35 protein-coding genes and 1 pseudogene are annotated in these 19626 nt (G+C 38.7%); 35 read left to right on the forward strand and 1 reads right to left on the reverse strand.

Annotated elements, in window-relative coordinates; all coding sequences use genetic code 11:
- Positions 1 to 121 precede the first annotated feature (121 nt).
- From ACNJYY_RS01580 to ACNJYY_RS01630, 11 genes and pseudogenes are all read left to right on the forward strand, one after another.
- Entirely contained in the window at positions 122 to 274 is a 153-nt protein-coding gene (locus ACNJYY_RS01580; protein WP_416730273.1) for a DUF6906 family protein, read from the forward strand.
- Positions 275 to 302: 28 nt separating this feature from the next.
- The gene (locus ACNJYY_RS01585; RefSeq protein WP_416730274.1) at positions 303 to 1190 is read left to right on the forward strand and encodes a hypothetical protein; all 888 of its coding nucleotides are present in this window, start codon (positions 303 to 305) and stop codon (positions 1188 to 1190) included.
- Positions 1072 to 2022 carry an ATP-binding protein gene (locus ACNJYY_RS01590; protein WP_416730275.1) on the forward strand — a complete coding sequence of 317 codons (951 nt, stop codon included), beginning with the start codon at positions 1072 to 1074 and terminating at the stop codon, positions 2020 to 2022. Before ACNJYY_RS01585 ends, ACNJYY_RS01590 begins: the two co-directional genes overlap by 119 nt.
- A 12-nt stretch (positions 2023 to 2034) precedes the next feature.
- Positions 2035 to 2175, forward strand: coding sequence for a hypothetical protein (locus tag ACNJYY_RS01595; RefSeq protein ID WP_416730276.1), 141 nt, complete (start codon positions 2035 to 2037; stop codon positions 2173 to 2175).
- Positions 2172 to 2627 (forward strand): hypothetical protein, encoded by a 456-nt coding sequence (locus tag ACNJYY_RS01600; RefSeq protein WP_416730277.1) that lies wholly within the window; start codon positions 2172 to 2174, stop codon positions 2625 to 2627. The genes ACNJYY_RS01595 and ACNJYY_RS01600 overlap by 4 nt, the downstream gene beginning before the upstream one ends.
- Positions 2614 to 2796, forward strand: a complete 183-nt coding sequence (locus tag ACNJYY_RS01605) for a hypothetical protein (protein WP_416730278.1) — start codon at positions 2614 to 2616, stop codon at positions 2794 to 2796. Before ACNJYY_RS01600 ends, ACNJYY_RS01605 begins: the two co-directional genes overlap by 14 nt.
- On the forward strand, positions 2793 to 3182 hold the full coding sequence (locus ACNJYY_RS01610; RefSeq protein ID WP_416730279.1) for a hypothetical protein: 390 nt from the start codon (positions 2793 to 2795) through the stop codon (positions 3180 to 3182). The genes ACNJYY_RS01605 and ACNJYY_RS01610 overlap by 4 nt, the downstream gene beginning before the upstream one ends.
- 16 nt (positions 3183 to 3198) lie before the next feature.
- Complete coding sequence (locus ACNJYY_RS01615; RefSeq protein ID WP_416730280.1) at positions 3199 to 3504, forward strand: hypothetical protein; 306 nt, start codon at positions 3199 to 3201, stop codon at positions 3502 to 3504.
- Positions 3505 to 3520: 16 nt separating this feature from the next.
- Positions 3521 to 3652: a DUF6011 domain-containing protein gene (locus tag ACNJYY_RS01620; protein WP_416730281.1), complete on the forward strand. Its 132-nt coding sequence runs from the start codon at positions 3521 to 3523 to the stop codon at positions 3650 to 3652.
- Positions 3652 to 4155, forward strand: a pseudogene (locus tag ACNJYY_RS01625) (Holliday junction resolvase RecU); the annotation flags it as partial. The gene ACNJYY_RS01620 and the pseudogene ACNJYY_RS01625, both read left to right, overlap by 1 nt.
- A gap of 17 nt (positions 4156 to 4172) precedes the next feature.
- Positions 4173 to 4658, forward strand: a complete 486-nt coding sequence (locus ACNJYY_RS01630; RefSeq protein ID WP_416730282.1) for a hypothetical protein — start codon at positions 4173 to 4175, stop codon at positions 4656 to 4658.
- Positions 4659 to 4932: 274 nt separating this feature from the next.
- Here ACNJYY_RS01630 and ACNJYY_RS01635 read toward each other — a convergent pair whose 3' ends face one another.
- Entirely contained in the window at positions 4933 to 5169 is a 237-nt protein-coding gene (locus ACNJYY_RS01635; RefSeq protein WP_416730283.1) for a hypothetical protein, read from the reverse strand.
- 93 nt (positions 5170 to 5262) lie between these two features.
- Here ACNJYY_RS01635 and ACNJYY_RS01640 point away from each other — a divergent pair, with 93 nt between their 5' ends.
- From ACNJYY_RS01640 to ACNJYY_RS01755, 24 genes are all read left to right on the forward strand, one after another.
- Complete coding sequence (locus tag ACNJYY_RS01640) at positions 5263 to 5616, forward strand: BC1872 family protein (RefSeq protein ID WP_416730284.1); 354 nt, start codon at positions 5263 to 5265, stop codon at positions 5614 to 5616.
- 40 nt (positions 5617 to 5656) lie between these two features.
- Positions 5657 to 5857 (forward strand): hypothetical protein, encoded by a 201-nt coding sequence (locus ACNJYY_RS01645; protein ID WP_416730285.1) that lies wholly within the window; start codon positions 5657 to 5659, stop codon positions 5855 to 5857.
- 55 nt (positions 5858 to 5912) lie between these two features.
- Entirely contained in the window at positions 5913 to 6113 is a 201-nt protein-coding gene (locus ACNJYY_RS01650; RefSeq protein WP_416730286.1) for an XtrA/YqaO family protein, read from the forward strand.
- Complete coding sequence (locus tag ACNJYY_RS01655; protein ID WP_416730287.1) at positions 6110 to 6718, forward strand: metalloprotease family protein; 609 nt, start codon at positions 6110 to 6112, stop codon at positions 6716 to 6718. Before ACNJYY_RS01650 ends, ACNJYY_RS01655 begins: the two co-directional genes overlap by 4 nt.
- 173 nt (positions 6719 to 6891) lie before the next feature.
- Positions 6892 to 7443: a sigma factor-like helix-turn-helix DNA-binding protein gene (locus tag ACNJYY_RS01660; protein WP_416730288.1), complete on the forward strand. Its 552-nt coding sequence runs from the start codon at positions 6892 to 6894 to the stop codon at positions 7441 to 7443.
- Positions 7444 to 7535: 92 nt separating this feature from the next.
- Positions 7536 to 7760 carry a hypothetical protein gene (locus ACNJYY_RS01665; RefSeq protein ID WP_416730289.1) on the forward strand — a complete coding sequence of 75 codons (225 nt, stop codon included), beginning with the start codon at positions 7536 to 7538 and terminating at the stop codon, positions 7758 to 7760.
- A 67-nt stretch (positions 7761 to 7827) separates the two neighbouring features.
- Positions 7828 to 8190, forward strand: coding sequence for a hypothetical protein (locus ACNJYY_RS01670; RefSeq protein ID WP_416730290.1), 363 nt, complete (start codon positions 7828 to 7830; stop codon positions 8188 to 8190).
- A 75-nt stretch (positions 8191 to 8265) separates the two neighbouring features.
- Positions 8266 to 9186: a terminase small subunit gene (locus ACNJYY_RS01675; RefSeq protein ID WP_416730291.1), complete on the forward strand. Its 921-nt coding sequence runs from the start codon at positions 8266 to 8268 to the stop codon at positions 9184 to 9186.
- The gene (locus tag ACNJYY_RS01680) at positions 9183 to 10505 is read left to right on the forward strand and encodes a PBSX family phage terminase large subunit (protein WP_416730292.1); all 1323 of its coding nucleotides are present in this window, start codon (positions 9183 to 9185) and stop codon (positions 10503 to 10505) included. Before ACNJYY_RS01675 ends, ACNJYY_RS01680 begins: the two co-directional genes overlap by 4 nt.
- Positions 10506 to 10518: 13 nt before the next feature.
- Positions 10519 to 11862, forward strand: coding sequence for a DUF1073 domain-containing protein (locus tag ACNJYY_RS01685; RefSeq protein WP_416730293.1), 1344 nt, complete (start codon positions 10519 to 10521; stop codon positions 11860 to 11862).
- Entirely contained in the window at positions 11855 to 12640 is a 786-nt protein-coding gene (locus ACNJYY_RS01690) for a minor capsid protein (protein WP_416730294.1), read from the forward strand. The genes ACNJYY_RS01685 and ACNJYY_RS01690 overlap by 8 nt, the downstream gene beginning before the upstream one ends.
- A 13-nt stretch (positions 12641 to 12653) precedes the next feature.
- The gene (locus ACNJYY_RS01695; RefSeq protein WP_416730295.1) at positions 12654 to 12962 is read left to right on the forward strand and encodes a Gp49 family protein; all 309 of its coding nucleotides are present in this window, start codon (positions 12654 to 12656) and stop codon (positions 12960 to 12962) included.
- Positions 12946 to 13137: a hypothetical protein gene (locus tag ACNJYY_RS01700; protein WP_416730296.1), complete on the forward strand. Its 192-nt coding sequence runs from the start codon at positions 12946 to 12948 to the stop codon at positions 13135 to 13137. Before ACNJYY_RS01695 ends, ACNJYY_RS01700 begins: the two co-directional genes overlap by 17 nt.
- 43 nt (positions 13138 to 13180) lie before the next feature.
- Complete coding sequence (locus ACNJYY_RS01705) at positions 13181 to 14260, forward strand: DUF2213 domain-containing protein (protein WP_416731783.1); 1080 nt, start codon at positions 13181 to 13183, stop codon at positions 14258 to 14260.
- Positions 14261 to 14274: 14 nt separating this feature from the next.
- On the forward strand, positions 14275 to 14736 hold the full coding sequence (locus ACNJYY_RS01710; RefSeq protein ID WP_416730297.1) for a hypothetical protein: 462 nt from the start codon (positions 14275 to 14277) through the stop codon (positions 14734 to 14736).
- A 24-nt stretch (positions 14737 to 14760) separates the two neighbouring features.
- Entirely contained in the window at positions 14761 to 15657 is an 897-nt protein-coding gene (locus ACNJYY_RS01715; protein WP_416731784.1) for a DUF2184 domain-containing protein, read from the forward strand.
- Complete coding sequence (locus ACNJYY_RS01720) at positions 15657 to 15983, forward strand: hypothetical protein (protein WP_416730298.1); 327 nt, start codon at positions 15657 to 15659, stop codon at positions 15981 to 15983. The genes ACNJYY_RS01715 and ACNJYY_RS01720 overlap by 1 nt, the downstream gene beginning before the upstream one ends.
- A gap of 12 nt (positions 15984 to 15995) precedes the next feature.
- Positions 15996 to 16337, forward strand: a complete 342-nt coding sequence (locus ACNJYY_RS01725) for a DUF4054 domain-containing protein (RefSeq protein ID WP_416730299.1) — start codon at positions 15996 to 15998, stop codon at positions 16335 to 16337.
- A gap of 1 nt (position 16338) precedes the next feature.
- Positions 16339 to 16959 carry a hypothetical protein gene (locus tag ACNJYY_RS01730; protein ID WP_416730300.1) on the forward strand — a complete coding sequence of 207 codons (621 nt, stop codon included), beginning with the start codon at positions 16339 to 16341 and terminating at the stop codon, positions 16957 to 16959.
- The gene (locus tag ACNJYY_RS01735; RefSeq protein ID WP_416730301.1) at positions 16956 to 17324 is read left to right on the forward strand and encodes a hypothetical protein; all 369 of its coding nucleotides are present in this window, start codon (positions 16956 to 16958) and stop codon (positions 17322 to 17324) included. The genes ACNJYY_RS01730 and ACNJYY_RS01735 overlap by 4 nt, the downstream gene beginning before the upstream one ends.
- Entirely contained in the window at positions 17305 to 17778 is a 474-nt protein-coding gene (locus ACNJYY_RS01740; RefSeq protein ID WP_416730302.1) for an LIC_12616 family protein, read from the forward strand. The genes ACNJYY_RS01735 and ACNJYY_RS01740 overlap by 20 nt, the downstream gene beginning before the upstream one ends.
- Before the next feature lie 13 nt (positions 17779 to 17791).
- Positions 17792 to 18775, forward strand: a complete 984-nt coding sequence (locus ACNJYY_RS01745; RefSeq protein ID WP_416730303.1) for a DUF3383 family protein — start codon at positions 17792 to 17794, stop codon at positions 18773 to 18775.
- A gap of 14 nt (positions 18776 to 18789) precedes the next feature.
- Positions 18790 to 19173, forward strand: a complete 384-nt coding sequence (locus tag ACNJYY_RS01750) for a phage structural protein (protein ID WP_416730304.1) — start codon at positions 18790 to 18792, stop codon at positions 19171 to 19173.
- A gap of 83 nt (positions 19174 to 19256) precedes the next feature.
- On the forward strand, positions 19257 to 19520 hold the full coding sequence (locus tag ACNJYY_RS01755; RefSeq protein ID WP_416730305.1) for a hypothetical protein: 264 nt from the start codon (positions 19257 to 19259) through the stop codon (positions 19518 to 19520).
- Positions 19521 to 19626 lie beyond the last annotated feature (106 nt).

A 19626-nucleotide genomic window follows, 5' to 3' on the forward strand; every position in this document is an offset into this window, starting at 1 on the left:
CACGAGGAACAATGTTTAAAAGATACGTTATGAGTTACATCGATAGAAACTATCCAAGCTATACATTTATCAAAATTGAGGGCATGAAAGCCCTATGTGAACGGAAGGGGCAAAAGGAGTCATGAAGAACGGTAAAAAGCCTAATAGGAAACAACAAGATCATATTAAGTCTATGGGATTGAATCCGGACAACTGGTTGATTAGCAAAAAATTAAACGAAGAAATTCTTTTGGTGCATCGAGAAACAGGAACAAAAAAGGTGATACCAGCTTAACTTAGTTCTTGCTTTAAGGGGGGATACGATGCCCGAAAGTTACCCTTTTCCAACTTATTCAGGGTTATTAGAACCGGAACACTACAACAAAATAGGATCTGCAATATGGCTTTTTCTCTGGTGCGTTAGCTCTACGACAAAAGAAGTTGAAAGAGACGGAGTAAACTGGGGCATCGTTCTTGGAAATAAGCCTATGAAGCTTCCTGAGCTTGCTGAAATATTTGGTGTTAATGAAAAGACAGTTAGACGCTGGTTAGGCGATCTTGAAAAACATGAGTATTTAAAAATAACAAGAGCTCCTTACGGATTAATCCTCTCTGTTAAAAACTCAAAAAAGGACATAAAAAAGAGAATGGACAAAAATGTCCAATCTGAATCAGGAGAGTGGACAGAAATGTCCAATGTCCCGGCGAAAATGTCCAATCACTCGGACAAAAATGTCCAATCTAATAAAGATATATTAAAAGATATATCAAAAGATATAAAAAACGTCGTTGTTGATACGCGCGTAGAAGAAAAGAATGAGCCAAAGAAATATGACAATGTTGATCGTATAGCAGAGTACTACATGGTGATACGCGGGAAACCCGGACAAGCTCCGAAGGTCTCCGATTACCAGAGTATCAGTGCGGTTCTATCGGCAGGGGTTGAAGTAGAAGAGGTTTTGCGCGGTGTAGACCAAGCGTTTGCTGATTATAAACCTCGATACCCAGGAGATGAAATAAGCTCATTCGGTTATTGCAAAAAAGTCATACTCGCCAATTTTTATAGCAACAGAGCAAGAGAGGAGGCTAATCATGAGCAAGCCAAAATTCTCAGGTATCCAGGCGGTACTGGAAGATCTCAGACAAAAAAACGAGAGTCGGTCACAGGCGGACAAGTTGGCAGGATCGGAAGGAGAAAGCCAGAAGCATGAGTGCCTGAAATGCAAGGATAAGAGAATCATAATTTTTCGTGTCCACAAGGATACTAAGTGGATAGAGGATGAAAAAACGCAATCTTCCACACCAGAGAGCATGGTTACAGAAGCAGAGTTTTACTCGGGCAGTGTCTGTCATCCTAAAGACGCTTGGGAATGGCGAGACACATTTTCACAACGATGTGACTGCAGCATAAAAAGAAAAATCCAAAAGATTATGAAATCTAGTGAAATCACTGAAGCATTTAAGAAAATGGCGTTTTCGAACTTTGAGCATGATGGACGGCATGAGCTTATTCAAGAGGCGTACCAATGTGCAATTGATTATTACAGAGATTTTGACAGCATTAAAGGCGATCGCTGTAACAGTATCTCTTTACTCGGTCAGCCTGGCTGCGGCAAAACACATTTATTAACGGCCATTGCAAATAACCTAATTCATAAAAAACAAGTAAGTGTGCTCTATTTTCCCTTCGTTGAGGGTTTCAACGATCTTAAAGACAATTTCGATCTTCTAGAAGAAAAGCTTAGCAACATGAAAAAGGTAGATGTCCTTTTCATCGATGATTTGTTTAAACCAGTTACTGCAGATTCCAAAGAAGGCAGGAGACGTAAGCCGCGAGCTACGGAGTGGCAAATTGAGCAAATATACGCTGTTATCAATTTTAGGTATCTCAATCATAAGCCAATGCTCATTTCCTCTGAACTGAACGTGGACGAGCTGATCGATATTGATGAAGCACTAGGGACACGAATCTATCAGATGAGCAAAGAGTATACGGTTGTCATTGAGGGGGATAGAAAACTTTTAAACTACCGATTAGCATAGGGGGATTAAGATATGGGGTCTTATGTAGGAAATGGAATGTACTTTTTCCCAGCTGAAACGGATCAGGAAAAGATTAAAGCAGCTGAAGAAAAACATGCTGCATGGTACGCATCTTTTATGGCGGAAACAGAAGGGATTAGTGAGCCAGCATGACAGAGGTCAACGCTTATATGAACGGTTATCAGCCTGAAGGTGACACGAAGTTCCTTGTAGCGGCACTTGAAACTCATAGAACTGCTTTAGCGGATTCAAGACTTGAAGCGGAGACAGCTAAAGAATTCCTATACCAACATATCCAGGCGAATAAGGGGCTGGAGAAGAAGGTTGAACATTGGAAGAAAGAGTATCTCCACATGAAAGCTCTTTACGATTCTTTAGATCAGCGAAAATCTGATCAGTTTTTTCAGCTTCGTGATGCCAACCAAAAGGCGGAGAGGTTGGAGAAGGTTTTAAATGAAGCTTACTCTACAATCCAATTAACTGAAAAAGATGTTTCGGGAGATTGTGATATTGAAGTTGAAACAGCTTTAAATACGATTCAAAACTTAATTATTGATTACTGGAACGTTGATCCTGCACTAGAAACGGAAGGTGACAAAGATTAAAAGTCTATTTGTTGCTTATGTAACCGATAAAGGTGGTTTTGGTAATATCACCATTCCGGATGCCCAAGAACCGAAAAATCAATTTGAAATCAATATCATCCAAAATGCTATCGGAAAAAAATACGATTGTCATGCAGTAGTAATCAACTGGAAGGCGGTGAAGGGGTGAATAGAGCAGAACGTAAAAGAGCAACCAGACCACATCAGCCAACCACAAACTGGAGAAAACATGCTTCACCTAATAGCTTTAAAGAACACCGGCACAAAGGTTGGTTTGGAGAGATGGATCGCGTATACAGTGAAGTTGAATCCTATGTAGTTATGATACGGACTGTAGAAACCGAATGGGGACTCGTAGAGCATGCAGCTATACGAAATGCTGAGAATAATGACATTCCATGGGCTGAAAAGCAAAGAATAAAAAATGAGATCTTCGGATCTGAACGTATAGCTATCGAAGTTTTCCCTAAAGAGTCAGAGCTTATTGATGTGGCAAACATGTATCACATATGGGTGCTACCAAAAGGGATGCAACTGCCGTTTAAAATCGATTGAAAGTGAGGCGGAAGGTATGAAGGTTTTCAAAATGAATGATTGTGATTGGGTTGCTGCAGAAACAGAAGAACAAGCAAAAAGTTTTTATGCAAATCAAACCGGGTTCGATTTGCAAGAAGAGATTAATCCTGATTTTGAGGGTGAAGTTAGTCTTAATGACACAATGTTTATTGGTGTCAATGAGCTTCCTGAAGAAGAGCTATTAATGCCTCAAGAAACCACAAAGTACGGTAATGAATTATATGTGAGCCGATCTTTTCACTGGGTTATTGAGAAAGACAAGATTACAGAACCTTGTATCATTTCTTCTACAGAATTTTAAAAGTGGGGTGAAACAAATGGTCTGTCCAGTTTGTAACCGACCGTTGAAGAGCAAGAAGAGCATAGAAAAAGGTATCGGTCCTGTCTGTGAAAAGAAGCAACAGGAAAATGAAAATCAAACAGCGCTTGAATTGAAGGTGAAGGAATAATGTCACAAGGAAATCGCGGTATGGCTTTTGAAATGCTTCTAAATTTGATCAATCAGATGTATGCAAATCAAAAGGTAGCATTGATTAATAAACGTCCTACGCCAGTAAAAGTGCTTAAGAGCAAAGGTACAAAGGTGCTGAACGGATTTTATGAGGCTCCTAGTACAGTGGATTATGACGGAGTGTATAAAGGTCATGCAATCGCTTTCGAAGCAAAGTCAGTTGGTATCGATCGATTTGATCTAAAGAATCTCCACCAGCACCAAGTTGATTATCTGGATAAGGTGGAGAACATGGGTGGCATTAGTTTCGTCCTCATTGAATTTAGGACAACAAAACAAATCTTCTTTGTTCCATACTCTACGATAAAGCACTACGTTTATCACGCTTCTGTGGGTGGACGAAAGAGCATTCCTTTAGAAGATCTAGATGTGTATGCATACGAGGTTAAGAGAACAAAGCGCAGCACACTCGATTACCTGGAATGGGTGGACAAGCTGATTGGCGAGGTAGCTGTGTAATGCAGAAAGCTAAATGCATAGATGATGGCGGTGCCTTAAATCTGGCGATCGGTGACGAGTATTTCGTCACTCCTTCAGATGATGGATATTACCTTTATTGTTATAGGTTTCCGAACAGCAAAAATGCCTATTTCGGAGTTTACCCATCGAGACTATTCAAACTTTCAGAAGCTGCACCAGTAATCGAAAAAGGAAAGTGGTATACCGGTGAGCTTGTGTACTCCCAAAACTACAAGCTAGAGTACAAACGGTATTTTCTCAGGTTGAATCAAAAAACACACGTTTATTTCTACGAAGGTATTGATAAATCTGGATTTCAGGGTTGCTTTCCTCTCGAGTGGTTTAAGGATATTCGAGAGGCTGCGGAATCGGACATGACCGGACAAGAAATGCAGGAAATTGTACATGAACTGAAAGAAAACGAACCAATTCAGGAAATTATCGTACAGGAACCTGATCATTTCGAACAGATGAGTTTATTTTAAAGGCGGAGATTAGCTTGAAAGACTACAGCAAGATCAGACTATACGATCTTAATACACTTTGTCGCCGTGGCGATGAAGAAGCACTCAAAGAATGGCAGCGGCGTTGGATTACGCCGTGGCCGTCTATGGGTGGGAAGATAAAGGTGAAGAAATGAAATTGATCACTGGGGATCAATATGAACTGTTGGTTCTCTTATGCCCTATATTGCGAAATAACCATCAAAAAAGCTCCCTTATTAGAGAGCCCTTTCAAATTACAACAATCGCATCTGAATTAATAAATGTCTATTTCATTTGTATCAATATCAATAATACTATGGTCAACTTTCAACAACTCAGCTATACGTTTCCTTAAATCATTATCAACATCTACGAAAGAACCTATGATATTAGAGCTTTTCAGTAGTTTTTCAATTCGTTCTTTTTCAGATAAATCCTTTATTTTTATAGATACATCTGAAACCATAAAATAATCATCTTCAAAAGAATGATCAATTAGAATTTCAATCAAGTTTATCCCCCCCTTATTTTAATTATAGCAAATAAAGGGATAAACAAAATTAGTCGTGGCGCAATTCCAAGATGAAAGGAAAGGGTGAAATAAATGGAAAATGAGCATCAGTTAAATAAATTGGTTGCTGAAAAGGTTATGGAGTGGGAGTTTGACAGCAATAATGAATCTTGGATTACAGAATTCGGAACTCTAAACTTTATTGATGAAGTAGACAGTGAGTGGAATCCTTCTACTGATATTGAAGATGCTTGGTGGGTAACAGAGAAGTTCTTCAGAGTAGAAATTGAGACAGGTAAGGGCGCAATTGAACATCTCGTCACAATCAGAGATGAAGCAGGTTGGACTATTGCGTATCACTATGGGGAAACCGTTACATTAGCAATTTGTTATGCAGCCTTAAAGGCACGTGGTGTTCAAATAGAGACACTAAAAAGCACCAATTGAGCGGAACCTGTTTAACAAAAATAACCCGAGGGTGGTTCTTATGAGTGAAAAACCAAGCGGTAAATTAAGCAACGTTGAATTTGAAATGATGGTGGACGAGATGATCAGAACTCTTCCGTATACGATCAAATACCATGTTGAACTTTCTAAGCTATACAAGAGCAGGTACGATTCACTAATGGCTGCAGGGTTCTCTGATAAAGAAGCATTGGAAATCGTGAAAGCAAGAGGTATAGAGTAATTAAATATGCTGGTGGGGTAGATGTTGAAACAAGGTAAACTAAGGGGGTATTGCTTTGCGATTAAATGATTTAGAAATTAATCCTTCTACCCAGAAACTAGAAATTGATATAATGGAAAAAACTTCATCTTTTATGATTGTTGTATCGAACGGCAAAGCGAGAATGACTGAGCTGCCGATACATGGTGAGACAAAGATAATCACACATCAGGGAAAGGTGAAGCGCGTTAAATGGGATGAGGGGGAAGATTTTTGAAGGATAACAACAGAATTAAATTGAAAGATAACTTTAAGGAGAAGCTCTTTAAAAATGCTTATGCAGTAATTATTCTTGCTGTAGGAATAAGTATTATATTATTAAGGGCAAACAATGGTAGTCTAAATAACCACCCATTTTTGGGTATTAGGTTGGACAGTGATCTGGTTAATCTCTATGGTTTTCTTTTAATTATCTTAATAATAACAATTCCTGGGACCATAATTCTTACTTACTTTCATGAGTTAATCCATCGGTCTATTGCAAGGAAATTGGGATATATAGCTAATTTTGAGGTGGTAATAAATTGGAAAAAACTAAAAATAAAAGAGGCTGTATGTCATTTTGGTAAAGAAGAAACAATACAAAGAAATAAGTTTGTTTTAATATTAATGGGGCCATTAATTACATTTTTTTCATTAAGTTTTATAATATTTTTTATAGAGAACTTTTTATTAAGTGTATCAGCGATGTTTTTAATCGCTCTAAAGTTAATTGGTTGTTCTGGAGATTTATTAATGTTTATACAAGCAATGAAAAAAACATCAAGAGAAGATAGTCTTAAATACGATGGTAATAAAAGTTTTACAATCATAAAAGGATAGTTCTACCAGCCATCTGGAGGACACTAATCAAGAGCAGGATACCGCCTGCCCTGATTGGTGTCTTTTTTTACGTTCTTATAGGGGTATAAGGGGTCATCATCATAGTTTTCGCATCCTTTCCCTGGTATTGAGGTGTGTAATAGCAACTTTTCGACAAAATAGGGGGAATTAACGTGAATCATTTAATATTGGAATATAAACGCTCCTTAAGAGAAGTTAGAAAAGGAAAATTAGAAAAAACGAAGTTCGAGGAAGATTTAGAGAGAGAACTAGCTAAACCATCTTGTTATGACCGTCAATTAAAAACTGCTATGATTCTAAAATCACAGGATGAACGAAGAATGATGACTGAAATGGAGAACGATATACAATTTATTATCGAGTGGTTGGAAAACGGCCGCCGACCAGATAGTAAAAGAGGTGCGGATCGAAAAGATGTTTATGTGATGGATCCGGCTGCTATAGAAGTGTTACCGATTCAAGAAGGATATAAATTAATCGCCAAAGAACTGCCTTCGTTTGAAAAAGAGATTATTGAGGATGCTCTTTGTACACTAACAAACAGAGAACGTGATGTATTTATGATGATTAAAGTTGAAGGGTTAACTTTTGAATATACTGCTGAGTTAATCGGAGTGAAGAAAAGTACCGTTCAAACACATTTAGAGCGTGCTGAAAGAAAAATAGACAAAAGAAAAAATGAGAGCCTTTTTCTAGTTTCGTGAAAAAGGCTCTTTTTTGTCGTACAAATGATGTATATATGAGAGAGTCAAAAAACTATATCTTCTTTCCGATATTTACATAGGGGGTGTAGAACATGGATTTAGGTATTGGTGATACACTAAATAAAATCGGTTTTCATCTGATTAAATTAGTTGTTATCTGGGCAGTATCGTATATGGCTATATACGCTATTCTTAGAATTTTAAAAGTGCCGCATATTATAGCTAACTTTTTATCTGGTTTAGGTATGTTAGTTGTAGTGTACTATACATTGATCAATAACTTCTTTTATGACAATAATCTAAGCACTCTCTTTTGAGGGTACACTTTACTTAAGGTAAATATCTCCTTTTATGTTAAAGTTAAACTAAGAAAGGGGATTGATTATGCAATTAGAAGTAAGTATCCTTTATTTTGATAAAGGATTTGTTAATGAAGATCAGATAAAAAATCATGTAAGACATTATGTAAAACTGGCTGAACAAGGACTTAAACTTGTAAATGAAAATAAGTATAAAGAAGCGTTACACTGTCTAAAAGAGATTAGAAAGACAATGAAAGAAGAATATAAATATTATTCTAAATCAAAAGTTCAATTATTAATGTGGAGAACTCCACTTTATAATAATTACTATAGCTTCATTCATGAAGCCTTTGTTAATCAAGAAGTTCCTAATGCTTATAGAACATTAGTAAGTAATCTATGCAATATCCAGAGTTACGCAAGTTTTTATTTCAGTGATATTTAATTAAGGCATCCCACAGGGGTGCTTTTTCTTTTGCGCCAAAACAAACAAATACTCATGGGGGTGGGTGATTATGTAATGGCTAGAGCGAGAAGTCCAAGTCGTGATAAAGCATTTGAACTGTGGAAAGAAAGTGACGGTAAGCGGTTATTAAAAGATATTGCTGCTGAACTAAATGTTACTGACACCCAAGTTCGAAAGTGGAAGAATCAAGACAAATGGAATGAACAATTGAAAGGTAACGTTACCAATGAGAAAAGGAACGTTACTAATAAAAGCAATACTAATAATCAGCAAAATAAGTCTAATGAAAAAGTTACTGAATTTGAAGAAGTTCCATTGAATGAAAATGGTGAACTTACTGATAAACAGTGGCTTTTTAGTATGTATTATATTCGTTCATTGAATGCTACAAATGCATATAAAAAAGTGTATGAATGTAGTTATCAAACAGCAATGACGAACGGTAGCAGGTTGCTAAGTAATGCTAAGGTTAGAGAAACGATTAGTGAGTTGAAAAGGCAAAGACTAGAAAGTTTGGATTTAGATCAATACGATGTTCTAGAGAAGTATAAAGCCATCGCCTTCTCTGACATTACAGACTTTATAGACTTCACTCAAGTCGAATCAGAAGCAACTGAAACAATGGTTGAATTTAACACAGATGGTTCAAAGAAATCCGAGAAAACAGAAACTGTTCCGTATACTTACACAAAATTTGCTATGCATCATTCAGGAGAGATTGACGGCACTTTGATCACTGAGCTGGCCAAAGGGAAAGACGGAATGTTTAAATTGAAACTAGCTGATAAAATGGCAGCGTTAGCTTTCCTGGCTAAATACACCGATCTCCTTTCCGAAAATGATCGTAAGAAGTTACAAAACGAAAAGATCAAGATGGACATCCAGAAGACGAAAGCCGAAATCGATAACATGAACGATGATGAGGATGATTCTCCAATAGAAATCGTCATAAAGAGAAAAGGTGAGCGGTCATGATTGAGAAAGAAGTGAACCCTCACTTTGAAGATTTCCTCTTTGATTGGAGTACTAAGACTCAGTTTCTTGTTGGGGGATATGGAAGCTCGAAAAGCTACCATGTTGCATTAAAAATCATACTCAAGCTGTTATCAGAAAAGCGGAAGGCGTTAGTCGTACGTGAGGTTTATGAAACTCATAAGGATAGTACCTTCTCTCTTTTCACCGAGATTGTTGAAGATTTAGGATTGCTTGACGATACGGGTAAAAAGAAAGTAGCCAAAGGAAAAATTAGGCCCAAAGAAAGTCCGTATGAGTTAAGGTTTTCGAACGGATCTAAGATCATCTTTAAAGGGATGGACAAGCCAGCCAAACTGAAATCTATTAATAACATTTCTCTAATCTGGTTAGAAGAGTGTTCAGAGATTAAATATGTTGGTTTTAAAGAGCTTCTAGGACGTTTGAGACATCCAACGTTACAGCTGCACATGATTCTTTCTACGAATCCAATTGGTGAAGACAACTGGACCTTTAAACACTTCTTTAAGGATGAATTGAACAATCGTCTTGTTTTAGATGATTCAGAGTTATATGAAAAGCGAACAGTGGTTGTAAACGATACTTACTACCATCACTCTACAGCTGACGATAACCTTTTCCTTCCAGAGAGTTATATTGCTCAGCTTGATGAACTGAAAGAATATGATCCAGACCTTTACCGTATTGCCCGGAAAGGTCGTTTTGGCGTTAACGGGGTTAAAGTGCTTCCTCAGTTTGAGGTGTGGGAACATGATGATGTAATGGATGCTATCAATCGTTTAGCACATCCAATTAAACGCGTTGGAATGGATTTTGGTTTTGAAGAATCCTATAACGCGGTTGTAAGGCTTGCTATTGATCGTGACAAAAAGTACCTCTATATCTACTGGGAGTACTACAAGAACAAGATGACCGATGACAAGACGGCCAAAGAGTTGAATGAGTTCAAAGTTTCAAAAGAATTAATCAAAGCAGACTCAGCTGAACCAAAAACAATCGAGTTTTTTAAACAAAACGGTTTCAACATGAGAGGCGCTAAGAAGTTTCAAGGTTCACGGCTGCAGTATACGAAAAAGGTCAAACGCTTTAAGAAAATCATTTGCTCTAAACAATGTACCAACACGATATACGAGTTGAAGCCATTGACTTACAAGAAAAACAAGCAGGATGAGATCATACCTGATGAGTTCAACCTGGATCCGCATACAATGAGTGCCATCTGGTATGCACTTGATGATTACGAGGTTTCTGACTTGAAAGGTCCGTTAGATCGTTACAAACGTCTTATGAATGTGAGGTAGGGGAGGTGAGGAAGTGAAGACAATAGATAAAGCAAAGAGCATGCGTAATGACTTCATGATCGGTAACGGTAAAGGTCATGCTAAGGATGCTCTTGTGAGACAACAACCAGGATTAAGAAGGAGGCTAACTCACCAGCAGCTATCCAACCTTTATGCTGACAATCGAATCATTCAAAATATCATTGACATTCCTGCTGAAGACATGACGCGCAGCTGGTTCACGTTGAAGATGAAGGATGAAACTCTTAAGAACAATATTATGAGTAAATTGAGGGATTTGAAAGCGAAAGAGGCTTTTCAAAAGATTCGTTCATACGAGCGTTTACGTGGAGATGGATTCATTTCATTAGGTGTTACTCAATCTACAGCCTTTAAATTGTCGGACAAGCTGGATGAAACGAAATTAAAGCGCTTGGATTATATTCATGCCTTTTCTGGAATGAAGGTTGAAGACTTCATATTAAACGAGGACATGTTCAGCTTGAACTACGGTCAGGTTGAAATGTTTAAGTTAAACCGCAGATCTAGAATCGGTGAACAGATCGCGGGTGTTTCACAAGATAACGTTCATGCTTCCAGAGTAATCCACGATCAGACACGGAGGCTTGAAGATGAGTATAGAGGGCAGCCGTTGCTAGAACCTTTATACGATATCATCACTATTTTAGATACGTCTCTTTGGTCAGTAGGTCAAATGCTTTATGATTTCGCCTTTAAGGTGTACAAATCAGATGGCATAGAGAACATGACCAGTGAAGAAAAATCAGAGCTCGGTATGCTCATGGACTACATGTTTAGAACTGAGGCATTAGCAATTATAGGCCCTACTGAAGAACTTAAGAAAGAAGGCACCCCTATCGGTGGCATTAAAGAACTTCTTGATTACGTGTGGGAGATGTTGGCTGGTGCCGCAAGAATGCCTAAGTCAGTTATTAAAGGGCAAGAAGCCGGCACGATCACAGGTGCTCAATATGATGTAATGAACTACTATTCTCGTATTGCTGCACAACAAGAAAACGAGATGCGGCCACATTTAGAACGTTTGATTAGATTGTTGTTGTGGTCCTCAGATGAATTAGGCGGCAGCATCGATCCAACAAAAGTTGAATGGGAACTTAAATTCAACCCGTTATGGGAAGTTGATTCAAAAACGGATGCTGAAATCCGTAAGATTGTAGCTGAGACTGATAACACATACATCACAAACGGCGTACTAACGTCCGATGAGGTAAGAGAAACTCGATTCGGTAACTCAGGTCTAACCAACGTTCTTAAGTTCACTGGTGATGATGCAGAAATCGAGAAAATGGCTCTTGAGGTTTATCGAGCGTATAAAGGTCGTGGGAAAGATGCCTAAAATCGCCCCTCCTACACGTTTCCCTGATGCTGTGGCACTCTCGTATTACCGAGGCATGAAACGTTTAATTTCGGCATTGAAGAAGCTCTCTCTTGAGGTGTTCGATGAACAGATAAAGCCTGAGGTTGAAAACTATAAAAAAAGGTATGATGACTCCACATTTATTGAAGATGGACCCTTAGACATCATTCAAAGGGCTATTGACATAATTAAAGGCTTATCACTTGGTATCTTTACTTCTAGTGAGGTTCAGTCGATCGCAAGCACATTTGTGAATGGTGTGAACGTCTTTAATATCTCGAATGTGAAAAAACAAGGTGCTATCAAAGGTATCGATCCTACAGCATACGAACCTTGGCTTCAGGAGTATATGAGAGCTTCTGTTAAAGAGAATGTCGGCTATATTAGCAAGCTACGTGATGATTACCTCATAGACATTGAAAGAATTGTTTTGCAAGGTGTTAAAAGAGGTCATAGTACTAAACAAATTCGAGATGAATTGATCAAGCGCATTGGACTCTCTTTAAGTCGTGCTGAATTTATTGCTGTTGATCAAACGGGAACAATCTTAGGACAAATGACAGCAAAGAGACATCAGCAAATGGGAGTTTCGAAGTTTACTTGGGTAACTTCCAAAGATGAACGAGTGAGGAAGACTCATAAAGAGCTAGATAATAAAGTTTTTTCTTATTCAGATCCACCTACAGTAGGTAAACGTAAAGTGTTGCCTGGTGAAGATTATCGTTGCCGGTGTGTTTCTAGACCGCTATTTGATTAGAGGAGGAAATAACGTGTCCAAAAACAAAGTAACTGCAGAACAAATCGAAGGCATTATGCAAGCCTCTGAATTCGAAGTTTTTCATCGAGTATTTGATAAGCAATGTCTAGTGGTCGCAAAGCTTCCGAACGGTTTCACCGTTGTTGGAGAATCAGCTTGTGTGGATCCTGACAATTATGTTGAGGAAATTGGTGAAAAAATTGCTAAAGATCGAATCAAGAATCGGATATGGGAGCTTGAGGGATACGCTTTGCAAAATTTTTATTATAATTCACAAACAGCTTTAGCTGAAGAGAGGGAATCTCATGGACCGAAAAGATAGCAAGAATCTTGAACGTATAGCTGATGCTCTTGAAGGTATAGAAAAACATCTAAAACGGAATCGTTCTACACCATTATCTCCAACCATTAATATTGGAGAATCCGTAACTAAAAGTGTGAAAAAGGAATTAGACAAACAATTTAATAATTTAAATGAGTTCTACCGAGAAGGTTAGGGCTATTTTTATGCGTTCAGAAAGGGGGTGATGATGTGTGAAGATGCAACGTTATGACAAAGTCATGATCAATGATTATAGCGAAACAGAAGAAGGCTATTTAACCGTATGCGTACCGATTACAAGACCAGGTGTATTTCCTTATCAAAGATCTGATGGAACGATTCAGATGGAAGCCAAACTGCCTGAGGATATATTTAGCGATCGTACTATTCGTTCAGCTAAGTCCAAACCAGTAACGGACGATCATCCAAACGAACCGGTCAATCTTAAAAACTATAATCGCTATGCAAAAGGGCTGTCCCATACGGATGCAAGAGTGGAGGATTTAAAACTCTATGTATCTATGACCATTACCGATGAAGGGCTTATTCAAAAGATTTATGACGGCAAAAGAGAAATCAGTATCGGCTTTATGTCCGATGTTGTAGCTGAATCTGGAGCTTATAACGGACAATCATATGAATTTGTTCAGAGGAATGTAGAAATTAATCACATTGCCATTGTAGATCAGGGGCGTGCGGGTCCAGAAGTGGCTATCCGTAATGATTCTGACGCATGGCAAATTGAAAATGAAGGAGGGCAAACAACCATGCCTAAATACAAAATTGATGGTAAAGAATTTGAAGTTGATTCAGCTGTTAAATCTTTTCTTGATGCTCAAGAAGCTAGATTAGATGCTGCAAACACAAAGGTAAAAGGGTTTGATGCACTACAAGGACGTTTCGATGCTCAAGAAGTGAAGTTAAAGCAAGCAGAGAAGAATCTTGAAGACGCAAAAAAAGCTCAACTGTCTCAAGATGAATTAGATGCAAAGGTTCAAGAGCGCGTTGAGTTGGTGAAAGGTGCTTCTACATTGCTAGGAGATTCTTATGATTTCACTGGTAAAACAGATCGCGAAGTAAAAGAAGCTGTAATCCAAAAATCGTCTCCTGACTTTAAAGGTGATGGAAAGTCTGATGATTATATTAATGCTTTCTATGATGCTACTGTTGAACGCGTGAAGTCAGATGGTTTTTCTTCAACTGGATCAAACCATATGTTTTCAGGTGATGGCTCTAAGAAAAACAAAGAGCTTGAGGAAAAGAAACAAAAGCGATTAAACATGAAAGAAAATAAATAAGGAGGGAATCACACATGTCCATTACTACTTACGATAAGTACATGCCAGAAGCTGGTGGAAAAGGTAAATTAGCAAACTATCAGGATTACAGTGCAGATACCAAGGCAGCTGCAGAAGTTATCCCATTTGGGTGTCCAGTACAGTTAGATGTTTCTGGAGAAAAAGTAACACCTGTTAAAGCCGCAGGTGCACCTTACGGAATCGCTCTTGCTCAGGAGGTCCATGACTGGGTAACAAATGCAAACGATCTTCTTTATCCGTTGAACGCTCCTGTCGCTGTTGTGCGCAAAGGAGTTATCTGGGTTGAAGTAGCCGAGGATGTAATCACAGGAAAAACAGCTAAAGTTAACCCAGCAAACAACAAGTTCTATCCAGGGGATACAGCTACAGCTGGAACAATCTCGTTCCCATCTGCAACATTCAAATCAAAAGCTTCTGCTGGTTCACTAGCACAAGTAGAAATCAACTTACCATAGGAAAAGGAGTGAAGGATAGTGACAATGCAATATAGAGCTGACGGCATGATCCGTCCAGTAGACTTAGAAGCAATTGATAATAAACTTTTTGAAGCAAAGAAAGAAGAGCTTAAAGCACGATCCATTTTTAATGTGAAAACGGATGTGCATGAAGGTGCTGAAACTTATAGCTATGACGTTATCAAACGTTCTGGTGCTGCTAAGATTCTTGCACCGGGTGCGGATGATATTCCATTGGTAGACGCTGACATGGAGCGACATACGGAGAAAATTTATTCTATTGCTGCAGCTTTCCGTATTTCAGTTCAAGAAGTTCGTCAGGCTACTTTATCTGGACGTCCTGTTGAAGCAACTAAAGCAGAAACAGCTCGTAAAGCAATCGCTGAAAAAGAAAACCGTCTTGTATGGATCGGAGATGCTACACACAATATCCTTGGTGTGACTAATGCTGTCGGTATCCAAGTAATGGCTGTTTCTAACAATGCTGGCGGCACATCTACTAAGTGGAAAGACAAAACAGGAAGAGAGATTGTTGCAGATCTTCGTACTGCTCGTAAGGCGGTTAACAAGCTTCCTGGCCATACAGCAAATACTCTTGTTGTAACACCTGATGCAATGGAAGAGCTTGAAAAAGAGTATAACGAATATACTGGTCAAACGGTTCTTCAATACCTTAAGAGCCAAGGATGGTTTTCTACAGTAGAATTCACTTCTGATCTTGAAAAACGCGGTGTAGGAGCTACTGATAGCTTCCTAGTTTTTGATAACTCTCCAGACGTTGTAGAAATCCTTATTCCAATGGATATTAAGCGTCATCCTGAAGAGTACAAGTTCCCAAATACGAAGGTACCTCTTGAAGAGCGTACAGGTGGAGCGATCGTTCGTTATCCTATGGCAATCGTGAGAGGAGATGGAATCTAATGTTAGTACAGAATAAAGGTAATTACATTTTGCATGCTGCTGGAGTCATGTTGATTCCAGGGGCGAACAAGATCAGTGAAGCTGAATGGAAAGATTTCAGCTCTCATCCTATCATGAAGAAACTTGTTGATGATGGGGATGTCGTTGCACAAGAAAAAGAAAAATCCTTTAAGGATTTAAGTGCAACTAAAGCGATTGAACTGGTAAAAGACACACATGATTTTTCGCTTCTAAACGAGTGGAAAGAAGAGGATTCTCGCAAGACCGTTCACGAAGCGATTGATGCTCAACTTGCTTTTTTGAACGGCGAAAATGAAGACGAATAGAGGCTGATATCAATGGATGATGCAACTCTTCGAATTCGGATAAAAAGCATGGGTAAAGAGTTAAACAAACTCACTGATGATCAACTGGATATGTACATTGAGGACGCTTCTCTAGAGGTGTCCTCTTTAAATGTGAAACCAGAGCAAGTAGAACGATTAACGCGCTATCTTGCTGCTCATCTTGCCACGGTAAGTATTAGAAAGGTAGTTAAAGAGAAGGTAGATTCATTGGAGAGGACTTATGCCTCTTCAGGTGAATCTGTGGGCTTGGATACTACACCTTTTGGCCAAGAGTTTCAAAGGATTCTAAATTCCTTACGTGGGCGAAAAACACTTAATTTGACGGTGCTGTAATATGGCACGTAAACGAGTGAAAATCGTCACTAAAAGGGATGTCATTCCTGATCTGATCAATGCGTTAGAAGACCTAAATAAATACTCAGTAGAAATTGGTATTTTCGCTTCAGACGATTCGTTTTATGCGATGATAGCCAACGTCCATGAGTTCGGAATCACAATAAGAGCGAAAGGAAAAGCTCTGACGATACCAACTGCAGAGGCAAAGGGTAGGAAAGCTTCTGAAATACCTGGTTTATTTCAGCCGAAGGGGAAGAATATTTTAGCTGTTCAAGACGGTGATAATCTAATTACAATGTTCATCCTTGTAAAGAGTGTAACGATCCCAGAACGTTCTTTTGTTCGTTCTACTTTTGATGAGAAAAATGACGACTGGGTTAAATTTGTTAATGGTCAGCTTCAGCAAATCGTTGATTTAAAGATTTCAGCAAAGACGCTTTATGATCGTTTAGGAGCTCTTATTGCAGCTGATATTCAAGACAAGATCATAACTTTAAAGTCTCCTGCAAATGCTCAAATTACCATCGACAACAAGGGTTCTTCTAATCCTTTAATTGATAATGGCGCAGCTGGAGGATTGCTGTCTCGAGTAACATGGAGAGTGGTGAAACAAGTATGAGTTTTGAATCACTTGAGTTTAAAGAAATGATCGCCGATTATGGAATTACACTTACTTACCATCCACCTTCTGCACAAAAAGGATGGAAAGAAAACGGAGATCCTATTGAAGGGGCTGCGGTAGATCCTGTTCAAATAATTGGAGTTATTCTACCTCTATCTGATGATGAGCTTCGTTATGTAGAGCAAGGGACGTATACTTCGAAGGATAGAAAGATCATCACGACTTCAGAATTGAAGTTTGGTCAAACAGTTGTCCATAAGGACATACCTTATACAGTCCAGAACTTGAAGGATTACACGGACTACTCTGATGTTTATATCTATTATGCAAGGTGGGCTGGCAATGAAAATAGAAGCATTTAAAGAAATCATTGCTCAGATTAAAAAAGATACAAGTATTCAGATCGTTAAAGGCAACACCAAGAATGAAACGCCACCTAAACCTTACGGGATCTACAATATTACCTCTCCTTTTATTAACGGGAGAGGACAGGGGATTTACACACGTTATTCGGAAAATGATACAAATTACGAAAAGAGAACAGAGCAATATAAGTTCACTGTTTCTTTTTCTTTCTTTGCTGAAGATAACGAAACCACGATCGACCGCGCAATGAAGGTCCGTCAGTGGTTTTTATTTTTGGGTAAGGAATTTATTACTGAGCGAAATCTGGCGGTTGTAAGGGTTGAGAACATCGCAAACCGTACAACGTTTATAGTTGATGACTATGAATATAAGCATGGTTTTGACGTTCAGTTTCGTGCAACTGAAGAACAAATAAGAGAGTTAACAGAAACAATAGAAACCATCATTTAAAGGAGGAATGAACATGCCATTACAAGATGTAACTGTAACTATTGATGTGGCATATCCAGCACCAAGAATCGGTTTGGGCAGACCTGTAATTTTGGCTCAACGAACCGGTGCGGGAACGTATAAAGAATACGCCACTTTAGAAGCACTAACTGTTGATTTTGCTTCAGGCACAGAAGCTTACAAAAAAGCAGAGGTAATATTCAAACAACCTAACAGACCTGATGCAGTTGCCGTAGCAACATATGAAACCGATATAGGTGCTGCACTAACACAATATTATAATCGTCCTTGGCATTTTGCTTTAGTTGCTGGAGATACTTCGGCCGATCAAGTAGCTGCAACAGGTTTCTTTGAGGACAAAGATTTTAAATTTCTTGCGGTTCAAGTAAAAGATGACGCTGGGCGTGAAGCTGTAAAGGGGAAGAAAAGAACACTCGTTTTCGATCACAATGTGGCAGGAGAGCACTTGGATGCTGCAGCTATAGGAAATCTAGGTTCACTTTCAGTAGGATCGATCACATGGAAGTTTAAGCAAGTTGTTGGCGTTACTCCTCGATATGTAACTGATACTGAAATTAGTGCCATCGATGAAGATTCAGCTATTGCTTATGTTGTAAAAGCAGGTAGGCCGCAATTGTCCGAAGGTTGGTTATCTGATGGACAATATATTGATATTGTCCACGGTAAAGATTGGATCAAAGTAGACATGGAGAATGAAGTCCAAAATGTTCTAGCTCAGGCAGAAAAATTACCGTATGACGCAAGAGGTATAAACGCTATTGAAGCAGCGGTAACCACTACTCTACTACGTGGTTTTAATAACGGTATTATTGCTGCAAAAGAAGACAAGACCCCAGATTTTACAATCTCAGCTTTAACACGTGAACAATCAGACATACAAGATCGATCTACACGTGTTTACAGAGGACTAAATTTTGAATTTGGACAAGCAGGTGCGATTCATGAAGGAAGAGTCACTGGCTCAATTAGAGTTTAAGGAGGGAACACAGGATGGAAACTTATGATCCTAAAGATGTAACTTTGACCGTAGACGGACGTTTTATTACCGGCTTTGCAGAAGGGTCAATGGTAGAATGTGAAAAGGATGAAGACAATTTTTCTGCGAAAGTAGATGCTCAAGGGAAGGTAAGTGTTGCTATCAGCAACAATCCTCTCGGAACGATGACTGTTACCCTGGAACAAACTTCTCCAGACGTAAAGTACTTAAATGCAATAGCGAATTCCAAAAAGGTTGTTCCTGTGTGGTTAAAGGGTCCAACAGAAAAAGCTGGAGGAACTCAGGCGATGATTAAGAAACCAGCTGGAATAAATTTTGGTGATGAAACAGAAGATCGCGAGTTTAAATTTACAGTGTTTGATTATACATCACAATAAAAATGTAGGGCAGGGAGGTTCCTGTCCTTTTTCTTTTGAGGTGAAAAATTATGAGAAACGCACATAAAAGGGAGATGTTGAAAATGGCAAGAAAAAGCGGAACTACAGAAACAGTTACGGTAGAAGGAATTGATTATACGTTACAACATCCAGGTGTTCGTGCTGGTGTTCAATTGCGAGATCGTTCAAAAGATATGAATGGAAACATGATTGAAGAAAAGCTTTATACAGAGCTAATGAAGCATGTCATTGTTGAACCCAAAGTGAATTGGGAAACAGTCGAAGAAATTGGAAATACAGCTTTTTCTGAGCTCATGAAAGAGGCCTCTACCTTTCTTATGGGCTAAACCTTTACCAAAGGCTTTTTATGAAAAAGCAGCCCGTGATAACTGGATCATGTGGGGTTTGGTGTACGGAGAAGACACAAATATAACATATACAGAAGCATTGAGG

Origin of the sequence: Fictibacillus tiangongensis (genome assembly GCF_048083785.1) — a bacterium.
Classification (GTDB): Bacteria; Bacillota; Bacilli; order Bacillales; family Fictibacillaceae; genus Fictibacillus.

Bases quoted from the DNA above. Each gene is read 5' to 3' on its own strand.
- ACNJYY_RS01705 (WP_416731783.1), top strand. From the start codon at position 13,181: ATGCAACGTTATGACAAAGTCATGATCAATGATTATAGCGAAACAGAA.
- ACNJYY_RS01675 (WP_416730291.1), top strand. From the start codon at position 8,266: ATGGCTAGAGCGAGAAGTCCAAGTCGTGATAAAGCATTTGAACTGTGG.
- ACNJYY_RS01590 (WP_416730275.1), top strand. From the start codon at position 1,072: ATGAGCAAGCCAAAATTCTCAGGTATCCAGGCGGTACTGGAAGATCTC.
- ACNJYY_RS01630 (WP_416730282.1), top strand. From the start codon at position 4,173: ATGCAGAAAGCTAAATGCATAGATGATGGCGGTGCCTTAAATCTGGCG.
- ACNJYY_RS01680 (WP_416730292.1), top strand. From the start codon at position 9,183: ATGATTGAGAAAGAAGTGAACCCTCACTTTGAAGATTTCCTCTTTGAT.
- ACNJYY_RS01740 (WP_416730302.1), top strand. From the start codon at position 17,305: ATGAAAATAGAAGCATTTAAAGAAATCATTGCTCAGATTAAAAAAGAT.
- ACNJYY_RS01585 (WP_416730274.1), top strand. From the start codon at position 303: ATGCCCGAAAGTTACCCTTTTCCAACTTATTCAGGGTTATTAGAACCG.
- ACNJYY_RS01730 (WP_416730300.1), top strand. From the start codon at position 16,339: ATGGCACGTAAACGAGTGAAAATCGTCACTAAAAGGGATGTCATTCCT.
- ACNJYY_RS01620 (WP_416730281.1), top strand. From the start codon at position 3,521: ATGGTCTGTCCAGTTTGTAACCGACCGTTGAAGAGCAAGAAGAGCATA.
- ACNJYY_RS01670 (WP_416730290.1), top strand. From the start codon at position 7,828: ATGCAATTAGAAGTAAGTATCCTTTATTTTGATAAAGGATTTGTTAAT.
- ACNJYY_RS01645 (WP_416730285.1), top strand. From the start codon at position 5,657: ATGAGTGAAAAACCAAGCGGTAAATTAAGCAACGTTGAATTTGAAATG.
- ACNJYY_RS01745 (WP_416730303.1), top strand. From the start codon at position 17,792: ATGCCATTACAAGATGTAACTGTAACTATTGATGTGGCATATCCAGCA.
- ACNJYY_RS01710 (WP_416730297.1), top strand. From the start codon at position 14,275: ATGTCCATTACTACTTACGATAAGTACATGCCAGAAGCTGGTGGAAAA.
- ACNJYY_RS01665 (WP_416730289.1), top strand. From the start codon at position 7,536: ATGGATTTAGGTATTGGTGATACACTAAATAAAATCGGTTTTCATCTG.
- ACNJYY_RS01600 (WP_416730277.1), top strand. From the start codon at position 2,172: ATGACAGAGGTCAACGCTTATATGAACGGTTATCAGCCTGAAGGTGAC.
- ACNJYY_RS01715 (WP_416731784.1), top strand. From the start codon at position 14,761: ATGCAATATAGAGCTGACGGCATGATCCGTCCAGTAGACTTAGAAGCA.
- ACNJYY_RS01640 (WP_416730284.1), top strand. From the start codon at position 5,263: ATGGAAAATGAGCATCAGTTAAATAAATTGGTTGCTGAAAAGGTTATG.
- ACNJYY_RS01720 (WP_416730298.1), top strand. From the start codon at position 15,657: ATGTTAGTACAGAATAAAGGTAATTACATTTTGCATGCTGCTGGAGTC.
- ACNJYY_RS01700 (WP_416730296.1), top strand. From the start codon at position 12,946: ATGGACCGAAAAGATAGCAAGAATCTTGAACGTATAGCTGATGCTCTT.
- ACNJYY_RS01750 (WP_416730304.1), top strand. From the start codon at position 18,790: ATGGAAACTTATGATCCTAAAGATGTAACTTTGACCGTAGACGGACGT.
- ACNJYY_RS01690 (WP_416730294.1), top strand. From the start codon at position 11,855: ATGCCTAAAATCGCCCCTCCTACACGTTTCCCTGATGCTGTGGCACTC.
- ACNJYY_RS01725 (WP_416730299.1), top strand. From the start codon at position 15,996: ATGGATGATGCAACTCTTCGAATTCGGATAAAAAGCATGGGTAAAGAG.
- ACNJYY_RS01755 (WP_416730305.1), top strand. From the start codon at position 19,257: ATGGCAAGAAAAAGCGGAACTACAGAAACAGTTACGGTAGAAGGAATT.
- ACNJYY_RS01595 (WP_416730276.1), top strand. From the start codon at position 2,035: ATGGGGTCTTATGTAGGAAATGGAATGTACTTTTTCCCAGCTGAAACG.
- ACNJYY_RS01615 (WP_416730280.1), top strand. From the start codon at position 3,199: ATGAAGGTTTTCAAAATGAATGATTGTGATTGGGTTGCTGCAGAAACA.
- ACNJYY_RS01735 (WP_416730301.1), top strand. From the start codon at position 16,956: ATGAGTTTTGAATCACTTGAGTTTAAAGAAATGATCGCCGATTATGGA.
- ACNJYY_RS01580 (WP_416730273.1), top strand. From the start codon at position 122: ATGAAGAACGGTAAAAAGCCTAATAGGAAACAACAAGATCATATTAAG.